This is a genomic window from Paraburkholderia fungorum (assembly GCF_900099835.1).
Classification (GTDB): domain Bacteria; phylum Pseudomonadota; class Gammaproteobacteria; order Burkholderiales; family Burkholderiaceae; genus Paraburkholderia; species Paraburkholderia fungorum_A.
In genome coordinates this window covers 1191094-1204693 of the sequence record NZ_FNKP01000001.1, presented here as the reverse complement: position 1 = coordinate 1204693, position 13600 = coordinate 1191094, and the positions used below count along the sequence as shown (strand labels likewise).

Below are 13600 nucleotides of genomic sequence, written 5' to 3'. Positions count from 1 at the left end.
TCCTCTCCGCCCGCTGTTCCCCGACGCGGGCGTTTTTCGGAGGCGTTACGAGCAGAGCCCGGAGCATTGGGCAGCCTGCGCGTCACGCCTCTTTTCTTTTGCTCAAACGATGGTGGCCGCCCACGCCGTTCGCGTCAGGCGGCGGCGCCGCCGTGCGACTCCACGAGCGCATGCGGTTCGGTGAAAACGTGGTTGATCGCGTCGATGGCCGCACTGACCGTGGGCACCGAACGACCGTCGCCGATCGAAATGGAGCGGTACGGGGACTCGATCCCGCAATGATCCGGCGAAGTCGCCACGAAGATCATCACCGTGCGCTTTTGCAGCGCATGGGCTAGGTGAACGAAACCGGTGTCGGTGCCGACCACCAACGAGCACGCGTCGATCATCTGCGCGATTTCGGTCACGCTCATCTTCGGCAGAACGGTCGAACCCGGCACTTTGGCCGCGATCTGTTCGGCTGCTGCGCGCTCGCCATCCGAACCCCACGGCAACACGACCTTGAAGCCGCGCCGGCCGAGTTCGAGGCCGATGTCGATCCAACGCTCCAGCGGCCACTTTTTGTCGTCTTTCGACGTCGCATGAAAAAACGCCGCGACCGGTTCGCTTCCGAACCTGAATGGTTGAGTGGTGGCGTCGGGCAAGCGCAGATTGTAGACAGGCGGGCCTTCGACTTCGTACCCCAACGCTTCGCCGGTGCTGATACGCATGCCATGCCATGCATCGCATTTGGGACGTGGGCCGAACCGCCCCGTGTACGCGAACGCGGCGCCGCGCTCACCGAGATCCTGCGACTGATACCCGATGCGCCGTGACGAGCGCGCCAGAAACGCGATGATCGCGCTCTTGTACACACCGTGAATGTCGACGATGTAGTCGTAGCGATACGCGCGCAATTCGGCAATAGACGCCGCAATCGCCTTGAAATCACTCCAGCGACGCGCCTTCTTGAAGCGCCGCAACGGCGCGCACAGCACGCGGTCGACGCTCTCGCACCAATGCACCATTTCGGCGAACGCTTCGTCAGCGGCCCAGTCCACCTGCACGCCGGGGTGAGCGCGCTTGATATCGGCAACGACGGGTAACGCCTGCACGATATCGCCGAGCGAAGTGACCTTGACGATAAGGACTCGCTTCATTGAGGACCTGTTGGTTATTCGAACATCGAACTATTTTAGCTGACGTTTGAATTTCGGCCCTTCGGATGCCAAGGCGGCCCACGCCATGTTTAATAACGGGACGTTACAGGCCCGGCACGAATAGCCTGAATCGGTTTTTCATCCTCATCTCAATTCACTTTTCTTTCATATTTATAACAACCATTTTCATTCGGCTTAAGTGGCCTTTGAGCGACGCCGGTCGACTTATACTGGCCCTTTGCCGCCAGACTCCTCGTCATGTCCAGTCCGTTCTCCCTACGCCCTTCTGTTCTTTTACGCCGCGCGAAGCGACTCTGGCGGCAGTACGGCATCTTCTGGCTCGGCGCGATCGCGGTGGGTCTGGTGGCCGTGCTGTATGCCCGGCTGATCGATTGGGGCTACGGCGAGTTCCGCATGGTGCAGCAACGCCACGTCTGGGCTCCGTTGATCATCACGCCCGCGGTCGCCGCGCTCGCCGTCTGGCTGACGCGAACCTTCTTTCGCGGCGCGGAGGGCAGCGGCATTCCACAGGTCATCGCGACTCTCCATTCGAAAACGGGCGAATACGGCTCGCGGCTGCTGTCGTTCAGGATTCTGTTCGGCAAGATCGCCGTGTCGTTCCTGGCGATTCTGGGCGGCTTCACGATTGGTCGCGAGGGTCCGACCGTGCAGGTAGGCGCGGCGCTGATGTTCAATCTGCGGCGGCTGTACCCGCGTTCGAACGCGCTGATCGAACGGCAACTGGTGCTGGCCGGCGCGGCTGCGGGTTTGTCCGCCGCGTTCAACACGCCGCTTGCCGGGATCGTGTTCGCCATCGAGGAATTGACGCGCAGCTTCGAAGCGCGCGCAAGCGGCGTGCTGATTACGGCGATCATCATCGCGGGCGTGATTGCGCTCGGGCTGAACGGCAACTACACGTATTTCGGCACGATCCAGATCGGCGTGCATTTCCCGGATCTGCTGGCGGTCGCGGTGCTTCTCACGGCCATCGTCACCGGTATCGCGGGCGGCGTGTTCGGCTGGCTGCTGCTCAATACCGCACGCTGGATTCCCGCGCCGCTGCGTCAGTTGCACGGCAAGCGGCCGGTCGCATTCGCCGCGCTGTGCGGCTTCACGATTGCTCTGGTCGGGCTCATTTCGGGCGGCACGACGTTCGGCAGCGGTTACGCGGAAGCGCGCGGCCTGCTCGACGGACACGAACAGTTGTCGCTGTTCTACCCGTTCCTGAAGATGATCTCGATGATCGGCTCGTACCTGCCCGGCATTCCCGGCGGGATTTTCGCGCCGTCGCTGGCGATCGGTGCGGGCTTCGGCAATCTGCTGCACATGGTGTTCGGCTCGATGCAACTGCCGATGCTGATCGCGCTTGCGATGGTCGGCTATCTGGCCGCCGTCACGCAGTCGCCGATTACGTCGTTCGTGATCGTGATGGAGATGATCGACGGTCACGCGCTAGTGATTTCGCTGATGGCCACGGCGTTGATCGCGAGCCGGGTGTCGCGCTTTTTTTCGCCGCCGTTGTATGAGTCGCTGGCCGAGCGGTATATGGCGCCGTTGCCGCAACCCGCGCCTGCACCGGTGCCGGAAGTGCCGGAGGTCGAGGTTCCTGCGGCGGAGAAATCAGAGGCTGACGCGGCGGAGAATCAACCGCACGATGTTGTCGCGACCGAAGTCGAAGCGTCCACCCGTGACGTCGATACGGAGGCTCTCGAACAGGCACCGGACCATGTCGACGGCGAGCCATCTACTTCGAAAGATCCCGACGCCCCGCGTCAATAAACGACGACCCTCGGCACATGCACATACAAAGGCCGCGCCGGGTACACAACGCAGCCGGCCAGCATGACAGCCAGCACGGCGATTAGAAGCAGATTCTTTTTCATCACTTATTTCCCCGAAGACGCTGGCGCACGCTGCACCGCGCCGGTGTCGTCAACCATCCACATCGAAGCGCAGGGTGAACGCATCAAGCGATGCCGCCCACCCTGCGCGCTACCGTCCTGAACGCGTTACGCCCAGTGGCCCTGGACCCAGTGATAGTTCGGGCCATGCGAGACCCAATGCCCCGGCACCCAGTGATAACCGACGCGCTCGGCCTGCCAGTGTCCCGCAGCCCACACATAGCGGCCGTGATCCCAACGCCAATGACCGTGATCCCAGACGTAGCCCACACGCGCTGCGGGCACGGCTTCGTAACGTACGGGCGGCGGGGCCGACGGCGCGATCACCACCACTTCTTCAGCCGACGCGGACGCAACGGCAGCGACGCCGGCAGCAATCAGAACGGTATTGGCAAGCAGCAAGCGAAAGGTCTTGTTCATGGTTTCCCTCTTTGGATGAACACCATAAGCGGCGTTATCCGTTTAATGCGCGAGGTGACGAACTGGCTGACCTTGGCCGTGTAACCGCCCATGCGCAAGTGCAACGGATTATTTCGACGCGTGGAGAGCGCAGACGGATGCATCGTGGAAACACCACGAAGAAAGGGGCAACGAGGGAAATGAACTGCGGGAAATAACTGAGGCGAAACAGGCCGTTCAACGGCGAAAGCAAAAGCAACCGGAGCTGCGTGCATGCTCGCACGCAAAAACCCAACCCCAAAAACTCACACGCCGCGCAGCATCACGTCATTCCAACGCAACACCGCGCGGCGCGGTCCATCAGACAAACCGGCTGCAACAACCCAGCCGGCTCGATCACTCAAGCCTGAGGTATCTCGATCTTGACCTCGAGCACTTCCAGATCGTCCTGACGTTCGAGACTCACCCGAATATCGTCATCGGAAATCTTCACGTACTTGGAAATCACGGCTACCAGTTCGCGTTGCAACGCAGGCAGATAATCGGCTGGCGGATGACCGCCGGCGCGCTCATGCGCAATGATCAACTGCAGGCGTTCCTTCGCTATCGACGCGGACTTCTTTTTCTCGCCCAGCAAAAACGAAAGAATCGACATGACGTGCGCTCTCCTTACTTGGTGCCGAAGAGGCGCTGCAGCAGCCCGGGCTTCTGGTAATCGGTAAAGCGAAGCGACTTCTGCTCGCCGAGGAAACGCGACACGACGTCCTTATAGGCTTCGGCCACATCGGTGCCGTCGAGGTGCACGGCCGGCAGGCCCTGGTTCGACGCATGCAGCACCGCTTCCGACTCAGGAATCACGCCGATCAGATCGATGCGCAAAATTTCCTGGATGTCGGTGAGCGACAGCATTTCGCCTTCGCTCACACGCTTCGGGTTGTAGCGGGTGATCAGCAGATGCTCCTTGATCGGCTCCTTGCCTTCGATCGCGCGCTTGGTCTTCGACGACAGAATGCCCAGGATGCGATCCGAGTCGCGCACCGACGACACTTCCGGATTGGTCACGATCAGCGCTTCGTCGGCGAAATGCATCGCGAGCAATGCGCCCGATTCGATACCTGCTGGCGAATCGCAAACGATGTATTCGAAGTCCATCGCGATCAGGTCGTTGATGACCTTCTCGACGCCTTCCATCGTGAGCGCGTCTTTATCGCGCGTCTGCGAGGCCGGCAGGATGAACAGGTTCTCGCACTTCTTGTCCTTGATCAGCGCCTGATTCAGATTGGCTTCGCCCTGGATCACGTTGATCAGGTCGTACACCACACGGCGCTCGCAGCCCATGATGAGGTCGAGATTGCGCAGGCCGACGTCGAAGTCGATCACGGCGGTTTTGCTGCCCCGCAATGCGAGGGCTGATGCAAAACTCGCGCTCGTGGTCGTCTTGCCCACGCCACCCTTGCCCGAAGTCACCACAATGATTTTTGCCATTACCCTTACCTTGTGTTCGTCAATATCGTCAATTATGTGCGGCCATATTTGCCGTGAAACGCCGCGCGCCGGATTCATTCAGCGCCGCGCGCACTTCGCAGGCGTTACGTGAGCCGCAGCGGTTCGATCATCAGCTTTTCTTCTTCGAGCCAGATCTGCACAGGCTTGCCGAGCACGTCGGACGGCAGCGGGTTCTCCGTCGTTCGATAGATGCCCGCAATCGAAATGAGTTCCGGCTCGAGACACGTGCAGAAAATGCGCGCGTCGTGATTGCCCTGCACGCCGGCCAATGCCCGGCCGCGCAGCGGCGCATAAATATGGATGTTGCCCTCGGCGATCACTTCCGCGCCGTAGCTCACAAGACCGAGCACGACCAGGTCGCCCTTCGCGTAGATGCGCTGACCGGAGCGCAGCGGCTTGTCGACCACCATCGTTTGCGACGACGTGGCGAGCCGCACGGGCTCGGCAGCAGGCGTGGGTTCGACGGCGGCGGAAGCGCTCGCGGATGCAGAAGCGGGCATGTCGGGCGGAAGCAAGCTTGCCTGGGCCGCAGCGGGCGTAGCGCTCGCGCTGGCACTGGCGGCGGCGCTCGCGTTGGCCGCAGCGCCCTCTTCATCAGCGGATTTTCCGCTGGCGCCACGACGGTCGCGCGCCTCGAGCAGCGGTAGCGCCGACTCGGCCGCCCATCCCTGCTGCGCGTTCGCGACCACGCCGACCGGCCGCATGCGCACGCTGTCCAGCAGTTGCGCGATGTCGGCGAGCGACACGCGTTCGTTCACGGCGAGGCGCCGCACGTCGATCGCGACGACGTCGTTAGCGAAGAATTCGGGGGTCGCCTCGAAGCGCCGGGTCAGCTCGGCACGCATTGCATCGAGGTCGGTTGTCTTGACCACGAACAGGAGCGTATCGACAGCGCCACTGCGGAGTTCGAAAAAGGGCGATTTCTTGGGCGACATAGCGTTCGGCAAAAAATTTTGCGTATTTTACAGGCGTCCACGCGCACAGCGAGCTTTTTTGCCGGGAGAAAAAATGCGCTCGACGGCCGCGTGCTCACGCACCGCCTGCTCGCGCCGCGTAGCGGCCAACAGCCTGACCGCGAGGCCTGGCCAGGCGCCGTCGATCGAGCGAATGTGTGGACCGGCAAGCGACCCACGCGCCCGGCTACGAACGCTGTGCAGACATGGAAGGGAATCGAGCGGCAGACTGACGCGCCGCTCGCGGAGATCACTGCTGATGCACCTGGGACGTAACCGGCACATGCCGTACGAGCAGGCTTTCGACCTGCTCGGGCGCACGCTCGACGCGCCGGTGCTCGCCGGTCGGACCGAAACCGAGCGCCTCGTAGAAGCGCATGGCGTTACGGTTGGCGTCGGCGACCCACGCGTAGATTTCGTCCGCGCCTTCGCCTGCCAGCCACGCGCCGGCGGTATCGACCAGCAACTCGCCGCCCCGCAGATGACGCACCGCGGGCGCCACCCACAACTCGCAGACAAACGCGCGGCGCGCTGCCGAGTCGTCGAAATGCGCTTCGATCAGTCCGGCCGGATGACCCTCGGTGTAAAGAATGAAAGTGCTGACGGAAAACGAAACCGCGTGCTCGGCGGCGGTCACGTCGAAACTGGCGGCCTCCGCCGACAACGCGTCTTCGAGCGTCGCGCCGAAGGCGTAGGGTGCCTCCCTCAGCGACGCGGTGCGAAGTTCGCGAAAAACGGTGCCCTGTTCAGCGGCAATACGGCGAACGGTCAATGACGGAATCATGCAGACGAAAACCCCTTGAAACCCTAAGGCGTAGCTTTAACCGAACCGGCGCGCGAGTCAATTCATTCTTGACTGGATTCAGCCGCCGCGCGAAGTATCGGCACGAAACGCGCAAAAACTGGGCACTTTTCACGCGTCGGGCATCAGACGCGGGCGGCGCAATGCCGCGTGACCATGCTGCTGGACTTGCTGCGTGAACGCGTTGCGCATCGACCCGATGCGCGGCGCGCTCACTGTGCTCAATCTTTACTCAAGGTGCTTCGTAGCTGCCGGTGCCATCCGGCCACGGCGTCAGCAGTTCATAACCGTCGTCGGTGACGGCGATCATGTGCTCCCATTGCGCGGACAGCGAGCGGTCCTTGGTCACCACCGTCCAGCCATCGCGTTGCACCGACGTGCCGGCGCGGCCTGCGTTGACCATCGGCTCGATCGTGAAGACCATGCCCGGCTTCAGACGCACGCCTTGCCCCGGCTGGCCGTAGTGCAGCACCTGCGGATCTTCGTGATAGACCTTGCCGATGCCGTGCCCGCAATAATCGCGCACGATCGAAAAGCCATCGCGCTGCGCCACTTTCTGGATCGCATAGCCGACATCGCCGAGCGTCGCGCCCGGCTTCACCTCGCGGATACCGGCAAGCATCGCCTCGTAGGTCGTGTCGATCAGCTGACGCGCCACCGTGCTCGGCTGACCGACGCAATACATGCGGCTGGTGTCGCCGAAATAGCCGTCCTTGATGATCGCGACGTCGATATTGACGATGTCGCCGTCTTTCAGGATCTCGGCGCGGTTCGGAATGCCGTGGCACACCACCGAGTTCACCGACGTGCAAACCGTCTTCGGAAAGCCCAGATAACCGACATTGGCCGGAATCGACTTTTGCGTGTTGACGATGTAGTCGTTGCACAGCGCGTCGAGCTCGTCGGTGGAGACACCGGCCTTGACGTGCTCGCCAATCATTGCCAGCACGTCGGCCGCGAGGCGGCCCGAAATGCGCAGTTTGGCGATGTCGTCGGGAGTCTTGTAGGTAATGGCCATGAATTCAGTCGATTTAAGTCGGATGGGTTCGATGTTTCAAAGGGCGCGGGACGGCAGATGCGATGAGCGCGACGAGCGCCGGTGCAAATGCGGGTCCTGATACATGTCATAAGCGCAAGCTCATACAGGTAGGTGGGGGCGCCCTGTCATGCAGCGCCCGCTTTGCACTTGTCGCCTGGGTGATGCGGCAATTTCGTACTTCAGCGGGCGGTCGATCGGGCAATTGTACAGAGGATCGCGGCGAATCCTCCGCAAAACGGGCTGAGCGACGTGAACGGGCGATCGGCCGTTTTAACGCGGCACTATCCAGCATCTTAAAAACTCTCAACGGAACGTCAGGTTTCTGCCCGCCGGATTAGCGCAAGCGGCACATGTTGCGAATGCACCAGGAAATCTTTTGTGAGGTTTGCATCTAGTCGCAGATTCGCTCCGTAAAGGCGGGTGAGGACTCTCTTCTTCTCCGTCTAATACTTAGTTCTTCTCAGAAGAACCGGGGCCTCATTGCGTCCGCGTTTTTGCGTTCGAGCACGCGAGCGGGCAGCGTCCGCAGTGAACCATCGGAGGAGCAGAACCATGTCGGAATCCAGCAATAAATCAGCATCCCTGATCGATGCATTCGATCGTCGCGTCGAGCGCCGCCTGCAGCGCCGGCAATTTTTCCGCAACGCCGGCGGCCTGGGCCTGGGTCTGGTCGGCGGCACGTTGATCAGCGCGTGCGGCGGCGGGTCCGGTTCGAGCGTGTCGGCGGCCAGCGCACCGACCGACGCTGAAATTCTCAACTTCGCGCTGAATCTGGAGTACCTCGAATCGCAGTTCTACACGTACGCAACGACCGGCTCGGGACTGGCCGCCAGCATGACGGCGGGCGTCGGCACGGCGGGCACGGTGATTCCCGGCCAGCAGGTTCCGTTTCAGGACGCAGTGGTCAAGGCCTACGCCAACGAGATCGCCAACGACGAACGCGAGCACGTAGCATTCCTGCGCAGCGCGCTCGGGTCGGCAGCGGTCGCGATGCCGTCGATCGATATCGGCGGCACCAATCCTAACGGCGCGTTCTCGAATGCCGCGCGCGCGGCGGGACTCGTCGGCGCAGGCGTCGCGTTCAATCCGTACGAGAGCGACAACAACTTCCTGCTCGGCGCGTTCATCTTCGAAGACGTCGGCGTCACCGCTTACAAAGGCGCTTCGCCGCTCATCACCAACAAGACGTTTCTCGAAGCGGCGGCCGGCATTCTCGCGGCCGAGGCGTATCACGCGGGGCTGGTACGCACCGTGCTGTACTCGAAAGGGATCGACATGACGAGTCTCGTCACGGCGGCCAATGCGATCTCGGCCGCGCGCAACAGCCTCGATCAGAACGGCCACGACGATCAGGGCATCACCGGCGCCACGGCCGGCACGTCGAACATCGTGCCGCTCGACAGCAACGGACTCGCGTTCAGCCGTGGCTACGGCAACGTGCTCAACATCGTCTATCTGACGAGTTCGATCGCGACCAAAGGCGGCTTCTTCCCGAACGGCGTGAACGGGACGCTCAACATGAGCGCGTGACGCGCATGCTGTGAGCACCAGCCTCACCGGCAACGGGACGCCGCGACCGCTATCGCAATCGCGCGTCCCCGTTCGCCGGGCTTCACCGTTATTGCCCCGCACGCCGGACGACGAACAGGAGCCGCGATGAACGAAGCAGTCAGCCAGGCCGTAGGGCCGCAGACCCTCAGCGAGCAAACCTGCTTCGATATCCGCGAGACGCTGGCGGGAAGGCGGCGCGGCCTGCGGGCGATCCTGCCATTCGCGGGGCCCGCAGTGGTGGCGTCGATCGCGTACATGGACCCCGGCAACTTCGCGACCAACATCCAGGCGGGCGCGAGCTACGGCTACTCGCTGCTGTGGGTGGTCGCGGTGGCGAACGTGGTCGCGATGCTGTTCCAGTCGTTGTCCGCGAAACTCGGGCTCGTGACCGGCCGCAATCTCGCCGAGCTATGCCGCGCGTCGCTACCGCGCCGTTGCGTGTTCGCGATGTGGGGCGTCAGCGAAATCGCGGCGATGGCGACCGATCTCGCCGAATTCGTCGGCGGCGCGATCGGCGTGTCGTTGCTCACGCGTTTGCCGATGATGCCGAGCATGCTGATCACCGCCGCCGTCACCTACGGGCTGCTGCAATTCGAGAAGCGCGGCTTCCGGCCGCTCGAACTGGCGATTGCGGCGCTCGTCGGCGTAATCGGGCTGTCGTATCTCGCGGAATTGCTGATTGCGCCGGTGCATTGGGCGGCCGTGGCGAAGCACACGTTCACGCCGTCGATGCCCGATCGCAACGCGCTGACCATTTCCGTCGGCATCATCGGCGCGACCGTGATGCCGCATGTGCTGTTCCTGCATTCGGGGCTGACCCAGCATCGCGTGAAACCCCGCAACGACGGCGAATGCGCGAAGCTGCTGCGGTTTTCGAATATCGAAGTGGTGGTTGCGCTGGGGGTCGCCGGGCTCATCAACATGGCGATGGTGATCATGGCGTCGGGCGCGTTTCACGCCGGACACGCGGAGATCGCGAGCATCGAAACCGCGTGGCGTACGCTCACGCCGCTGCTCGGCGGCGCGGCGGCGGGCCTCTTTCTGGCGGCGTTGATTGCGTCGGGGGTGTCGAGTTCGGTGGTGGGCACGATGGCCGGGCAGATGATCATGCAGGGTTTCGTCGGCTTTCATATGCCCGTGTGGGCGCGGCGGCTGGTTACGATGGTGCCCGCGTTTATCGTGGTCGCGCTCGGTGTCGATGCAACGCGCGCGCTGGTGCTGAGCCAGGTCGTGCTGAGTATCGCGCTGCCGTTGCCGATGATCGCGCTGGTGTGGTTCACATCGAGCGGGAAGCTGATGGGCCGTTACCGGAACCGGCGCTCGACGACCATTGCAGCCGCGACCGGCGCGCTGGTGGTGGTCGGCCTGAACGGGGTTCTGCTTTGGCAGGTGATGAACATCAGCGGATGAATGGGCGGATAACCGCCCCTGCATCCATTCCCCAAGCCACCGCGTACATTGATCGAACGAACTTTTTCGGACGATCGCCCCTCATGCCTCGACGCCTGCTCACCGTGACCGCCGCTCTCGCCCTCGCCGCGCTTGGCGGTTGCAGCGCGGCGGGCGTGCTCAATGCCGCCGTGTCGCACAAGAGTTTCCACGTGGAAAGCGGCCTGCCCTACGGCACCGCCCCTCGCCAGCAACTAGACGTCTACACCCCGGCAGCCGGTGCGCCGCCGGCCGGGGCACATGGACGTCCCATCGTCGTGTTCTTCTATGGCGGAAGCTGGCAAAACGGCTCGCGCAGCAGTTACCTGTTCGTCGGCGCAGCGCTGGCGTCGCGCGGATATGTCGCCGTGGTGCCCGACTACCGGACATGGCCTGATACCGCGTTCCCCGGTTTCGTCGATGACGCGGCCGCCGCCGTGCGCTGGGCGCGCGATCACGCGGCCGAAACCGGCGGCGATCCGTCGCGAATCTTTCTGATGGGCCATTCCGCTGGCGCGCACATCGCGATGCTGCTCGCCACCGACGGCCGCTACCTCGCGGCGCAGCAGATGAGCAAAAGCGACCTGAGCGGCGTAATCGGGCTGGCCGGTCCGTACGACTTCCTGCCACTGCACGACGCCACGCTCGAACAGATCTTCCCGCCCGCATTGCGCGCCGCGAGTCAGCCGATCAATTTTGTCGAAGGCGACGAGCCGCCGGTTTTCATCGCTGCGGGTCAGCGCGACACCACAGTCGATCCAGGCAACACCGACCGCCTCGCCGCCAGGCTGCACGCAGCGGGAGATCGGGACGTGGAGGTGAAGCACTATCCGCGAGTCGGGCATGCGCTGCTGGTGGGAGCGATTGCGGGCCCGTTACGCGGATTCGCGCCGGTGCTCGACGACGTCAGCGCGTTTATCGACGCGACGGTGTGCCGGGATGCGCTTGAACTGAAGATGCCTCCGTCGTCCTCATCAGGCACGGCAAGCACGGCAAGCAACGTGTATCAGATTCGGCGGCGCGCAAAAGCTGCTACTGCTACTGCCGCTGCAGACACCGCACAAACCTCGGCATCGACGCAGGATGCGGATTGCCCGAGGCAAAGCGCGCCCGGCCGTCACGAATAAGCCGCAAGCGCCCGCAACCTCACTGCACCGTCCCCAGCAATTGCTTGCGCAAGGCTGGCGCGCGCGTCGCGGGATCGAGCCAGATACCGAAGAACGCCCGCGCGAAAGCGGGATCGTCGAACTCGCCTGTCATGCGCTCGCCCGCGTAAAACCGCACGCCTTTGTCCGGCAGATAAACCGCGCTGAGCTGATCGCCAGGCGCGACATCGACGAACGCCTGAAGCATGTTCGCGCGCCAGCGCTCCAACGTTTGCGCGGGAATCGGCGCGTCGGCGATCCGTTTGATTTCGTTGATGCCCGTGTCCGCCAGCCGCTCGCGCCGGATGCTTTTCACGTAGACGATGTGCAGCGCGAAGCGCTCGCCGTAATCGACCGGCACGCGCTCGCTCCACATCTGCGCGCGATACAGCCTGAAACCGAACACGCTGAAATCGCCTTCGCCGACCAGTTTCGCGGACTGCACGTCGTCATGCCAATCCGCCCACGCCGGGCTCGCCGACAACGTCGCGAGCATCAGCGCGAGAGCCGCGAGCGCGCGCATGTCAGTCGGCCTTCGCGAGAAGAAACTGCATCACGTCTGTGCGTCCTTCATCGAAACCCGCTTCGCAGTAGGCCAGATAAAGCCGCCACGTGCGCACGAAAATTTCGTCGAAGCCTTGCGTGCGGATCGTGTCGAGTTGCGTTTCGAACGCGCTGCGCCAACGGCGCAACGTCTCCGCGTAGTCGCGGCCGAACTGCAGCGAAGTACACGCGACCAGCTTGCCGCGCCGCGCGGCATCGACGAAACGTTGCGGGCTCGGCAGCATGCCGCCCGGAAAAATAAACTCGCGGATAAAGTCGCTCGTCGCGCGATAGGCGGCGAAATGCGAGTCGTTGATCGTGATGGTTTGCACCAGCGCGCGGGCACCGGGCCGCAGACGTTCGCGTACGATTTCGAAGTACGTCGGCCAGAATTTCTCGCCGACCGCCTCGAACATTTCGATCGACACGATGCCGTCGTACTGCCCCGTCAAGGTCCGGTAGTCGCGCAATTCGAGTTGCACGCGCTCAGCCAGACCCGCTTCGTTCACGCGTCGCTGCGCGAATTCGAGTTGCGCTGGCGAGATCGTCACGCCATGCACATGGATGCCCTGGCGCGCCGCATGCATCGCAAAACCGCCCCACCCGCAACCGATTTCAAGCACCTGCATGCCCGCGCGCAAACCGAGCGTATCGATGATGCGTTGATATTTCGCGTGCTGCGCATCCTCAAGCGACTGATGAAAATTGCCGTCGAACACCGCGCTCGAATACGTGAACGTCGGGTCGAGCCACTGGGCGTAAAACGCGTTGCCGATATCGTAATGCGCGTGAATATTGCGCCGGCTGCCCGAGCGCGTATTCGACCTCAGCCGATGCCGCAGCCCGTACCAGAGTTGCGCGAGCCAGCCGCCGTACACGGTACGTTGCAGCGCACGCTCGTTGCGGATCGCGACGCGCAGCAACGCGGCGAGGTCGGGCGTATCGACCCAGAACGAGCGCCACGCATCGGCGAAACCGATGTCGCCCTTGCGCAGAATCGCACCGCACGCACGCCAGTCGCGCAGTTCAAGACGCGCGCCGGGCGCCGCGTGCGGATCGCCGAACACGCGCGGCTGGCCGTCCGGCGTGACGAGCACCAGGTGCCCGACCTTGATCCGTTCGAGCAGCGAAAGAAACAGGCGGCCTGACGCGGGGACGGTCTGAAGGCCGCTAAGGGTTCTTGAAAGCGCCATG

13 protein-coding genes are annotated in these 13600 nt (G+C 63.1%); 4 read left to right on the top strand and 9 right to left on the bottom strand.

Going from position 1 to position 13600, the window contains the following annotated elements:
* Positions 1–134 precede the first annotated feature (134 nt).
* Positions 135–1139 (bottom strand): lipopolysaccharide heptosyltransferase I, encoded by a 1005-nt coding sequence (gene waaC, locus BLS41_RS05340; protein WP_074763349.1) that lies wholly within the window; start codon positions 1137–1139, stop codon positions 135–137.
* Positions 1140–1397: 258 nt separating this feature from the next.
* On the opposite strand from waaC, the gene BLS41_RS05335 reads away from it, so the two are divergent.
* Positions 1398–2918, top strand: coding sequence for a chloride channel protein (locus BLS41_RS05335; RefSeq protein ID WP_253189622.1), 1521 nt, complete (start codon positions 1398–1400; stop codon positions 2916–2918).
* Between the two features lie 230 nt (positions 2919–3148).
* On the opposite strand, the gene BLS41_RS05330 is transcribed toward BLS41_RS05335, so the two are convergent.
* From BLS41_RS05330 to map, 6 genes are all read right to left on the bottom strand, one after another.
* Positions 3149–3460, bottom strand: a complete 312-nt coding sequence (locus tag BLS41_RS05330; protein ID WP_074763348.1) for a YXWGXW repeat-containing protein — start codon at positions 3458–3460, stop codon at positions 3149–3151.
* A 379-nt stretch (positions 3461–3839) separates the two neighbouring features.
* Positions 3840–4094: a cell division topological specificity factor MinE gene (gene minE / locus BLS41_RS05325; RefSeq protein WP_074763347.1), complete on the bottom strand. Its 255-nt coding sequence runs from the start codon at positions 4092–4094 to the stop codon at positions 3840–3842.
* A gap of 14 nt (positions 4095–4108) precedes the next feature.
* Entirely contained in the window at positions 4109–4924 is an 816-nt protein-coding gene (gene minD / locus BLS41_RS05320) for a septum site-determining protein MinD (RefSeq protein ID WP_007175863.1), read from the bottom strand.
* A gap of 104 nt (positions 4925–5028) precedes the next feature.
* Positions 5029–5880 carry a septum site-determining protein MinC gene (gene minC, locus BLS41_RS05315; RefSeq protein WP_074763346.1) on the bottom strand — a complete coding sequence of 284 codons (852 nt, stop codon included), beginning with the start codon at positions 5878–5880 and terminating at the stop codon, positions 5029–5031.
* A 268-nt stretch (positions 5881–6148) separates the two neighbouring features.
* Positions 6149–6682 (bottom strand): GNAT family N-acetyltransferase, encoded by a 534-nt coding sequence (locus BLS41_RS05310; RefSeq protein ID WP_074763345.1) that lies wholly within the window; start codon positions 6680–6682, stop codon positions 6149–6151.
* A 250-nt stretch (positions 6683–6932) separates the two neighbouring features.
* Entirely contained in the window at positions 6933–7718 is a 786-nt protein-coding gene (gene map / locus BLS41_RS05305) for a type I methionyl aminopeptidase (RefSeq protein WP_074763344.1), read from the bottom strand.
* 573 nt (positions 7719–8291) lie between these two features.
* Between map and BLS41_RS05300 the strand changes: the two genes are divergently transcribed.
* From BLS41_RS05300 to BLS41_RS05290, 3 genes are all read left to right on the top strand, one after another.
* Positions 8292–9269, top strand: a complete 978-nt coding sequence (locus BLS41_RS05300) for a ferritin-like domain-containing protein (protein WP_074763343.1) — start codon at positions 8292–8294, stop codon at positions 9267–9269.
* 126 nt (positions 9270–9395) lie between these two features.
* Positions 9396–10700: an Nramp family divalent metal transporter gene (locus tag BLS41_RS05295; protein WP_074763342.1), complete on the top strand. Its 1305-nt coding sequence runs from the start codon at positions 9396–9398 to the stop codon at positions 10698–10700.
* An 83-nt stretch (positions 10701–10783) separates the two neighbouring features.
* Positions 10784–11845, top strand: coding sequence for an alpha/beta hydrolase (locus BLS41_RS05290; RefSeq protein ID WP_074763341.1), 1062 nt, complete (start codon positions 10784–10786; stop codon positions 11843–11845).
* Positions 11846–11864: 19 nt separating this feature from the next.
* Here BLS41_RS05290 and BLS41_RS05285 read toward each other — a convergent pair whose 3' ends face one another.
* Together BLS41_RS05285 and BLS41_RS05280 are read right to left on the bottom strand one after the other, a co-directional pair.
* Positions 11865–12386: a chalcone isomerase family protein gene (locus BLS41_RS05285; RefSeq protein ID WP_074763340.1), complete on the bottom strand. Its 522-nt coding sequence runs from the start codon at positions 12384–12386 to the stop codon at positions 11865–11867.
* A gap of 1 nt (position 12387) precedes the next feature.
* On the bottom strand, positions 12388–13599 hold the full coding sequence (locus tag BLS41_RS05280) for an SAM-dependent methyltransferase (RefSeq protein ID WP_074763339.1): 1212 nt from the start codon (positions 13597–13599) through the stop codon (positions 12388–12390).
* Position 13600 lies beyond the last annotated feature (1 nt).

Bases quoted from the DNA above. Each gene is read 5' to 3' on its own strand.
- waaC (WP_074763349.1), bottom strand. From the start codon at position 1,139: ATGAAGCGAGTCCTTATCGTCAAGGTCACTTCGCTCGGCGATATCGTG.
- BLS41_RS05335 (WP_253189622.1), top strand. From the start codon at position 1,398: ATGTCCAGTCCGTTCTCCCTACGCCCTTCTGTTCTTTTACGCCGCGCG.
- BLS41_RS05330 (WP_074763348.1), bottom strand. From the start codon at position 3,460: ATGAACAAGACCTTTCGCTTGCTGCTTGCCAATACCGTTCTGATTGCT.
- minE (WP_074763347.1), bottom strand. From the start codon at position 4,094: ATGTCGATTCTTTCGTTTTTGCTGGGCGAGAAAAAGAAGTCCGCGTCG.
- minD (WP_007175863.1), bottom strand. From the start codon at position 4,924: ATGGCAAAAATCATTGTGGTGACTTCGGGCAAGGGTGGCGTGGGCAAG.
- minC (WP_074763346.1), bottom strand. From the start codon at position 5,880: ATGTCGCCCAAGAAATCGCCCTTTTTCGAACTCCGCAGTGGCGCTGTC.
- BLS41_RS05310 (WP_074763345.1), bottom strand. From the start codon at position 6,682: ATGATTCCGTCATTGACCGTTCGCCGTATTGCCGCTGAACAGGGCACC.
- map (WP_074763344.1), bottom strand. From the start codon at position 7,718: ATGGCCATTACCTACAAGACTCCCGACGACATCGCCAAACTGCGCATT.
- BLS41_RS05300 (WP_074763343.1), top strand. From the start codon at position 8,292: ATGTCGGAATCCAGCAATAAATCAGCATCCCTGATCGATGCATTCGAT.
- BLS41_RS05295 (WP_074763342.1), top strand. From the start codon at position 9,396: ATGAACGAAGCAGTCAGCCAGGCCGTAGGGCCGCAGACCCTCAGCGAG.
- BLS41_RS05290 (WP_074763341.1), top strand. From the start codon at position 10,784: ATGCCTCGACGCCTGCTCACCGTGACCGCCGCTCTCGCCCTCGCCGCG.
- BLS41_RS05285 (WP_074763340.1), bottom strand. From the start codon at position 12,386: ATGCGCGCGCTCGCGGCTCTCGCGCTGATGCTCGCGACGTTGTCGGCG.
- BLS41_RS05280 (WP_074763339.1), bottom strand. From the start codon at position 13,599: ATGGCGCTTTCAAGAACCCTTAGCGGCCTTCAGACCGTCCCCGCGTCA.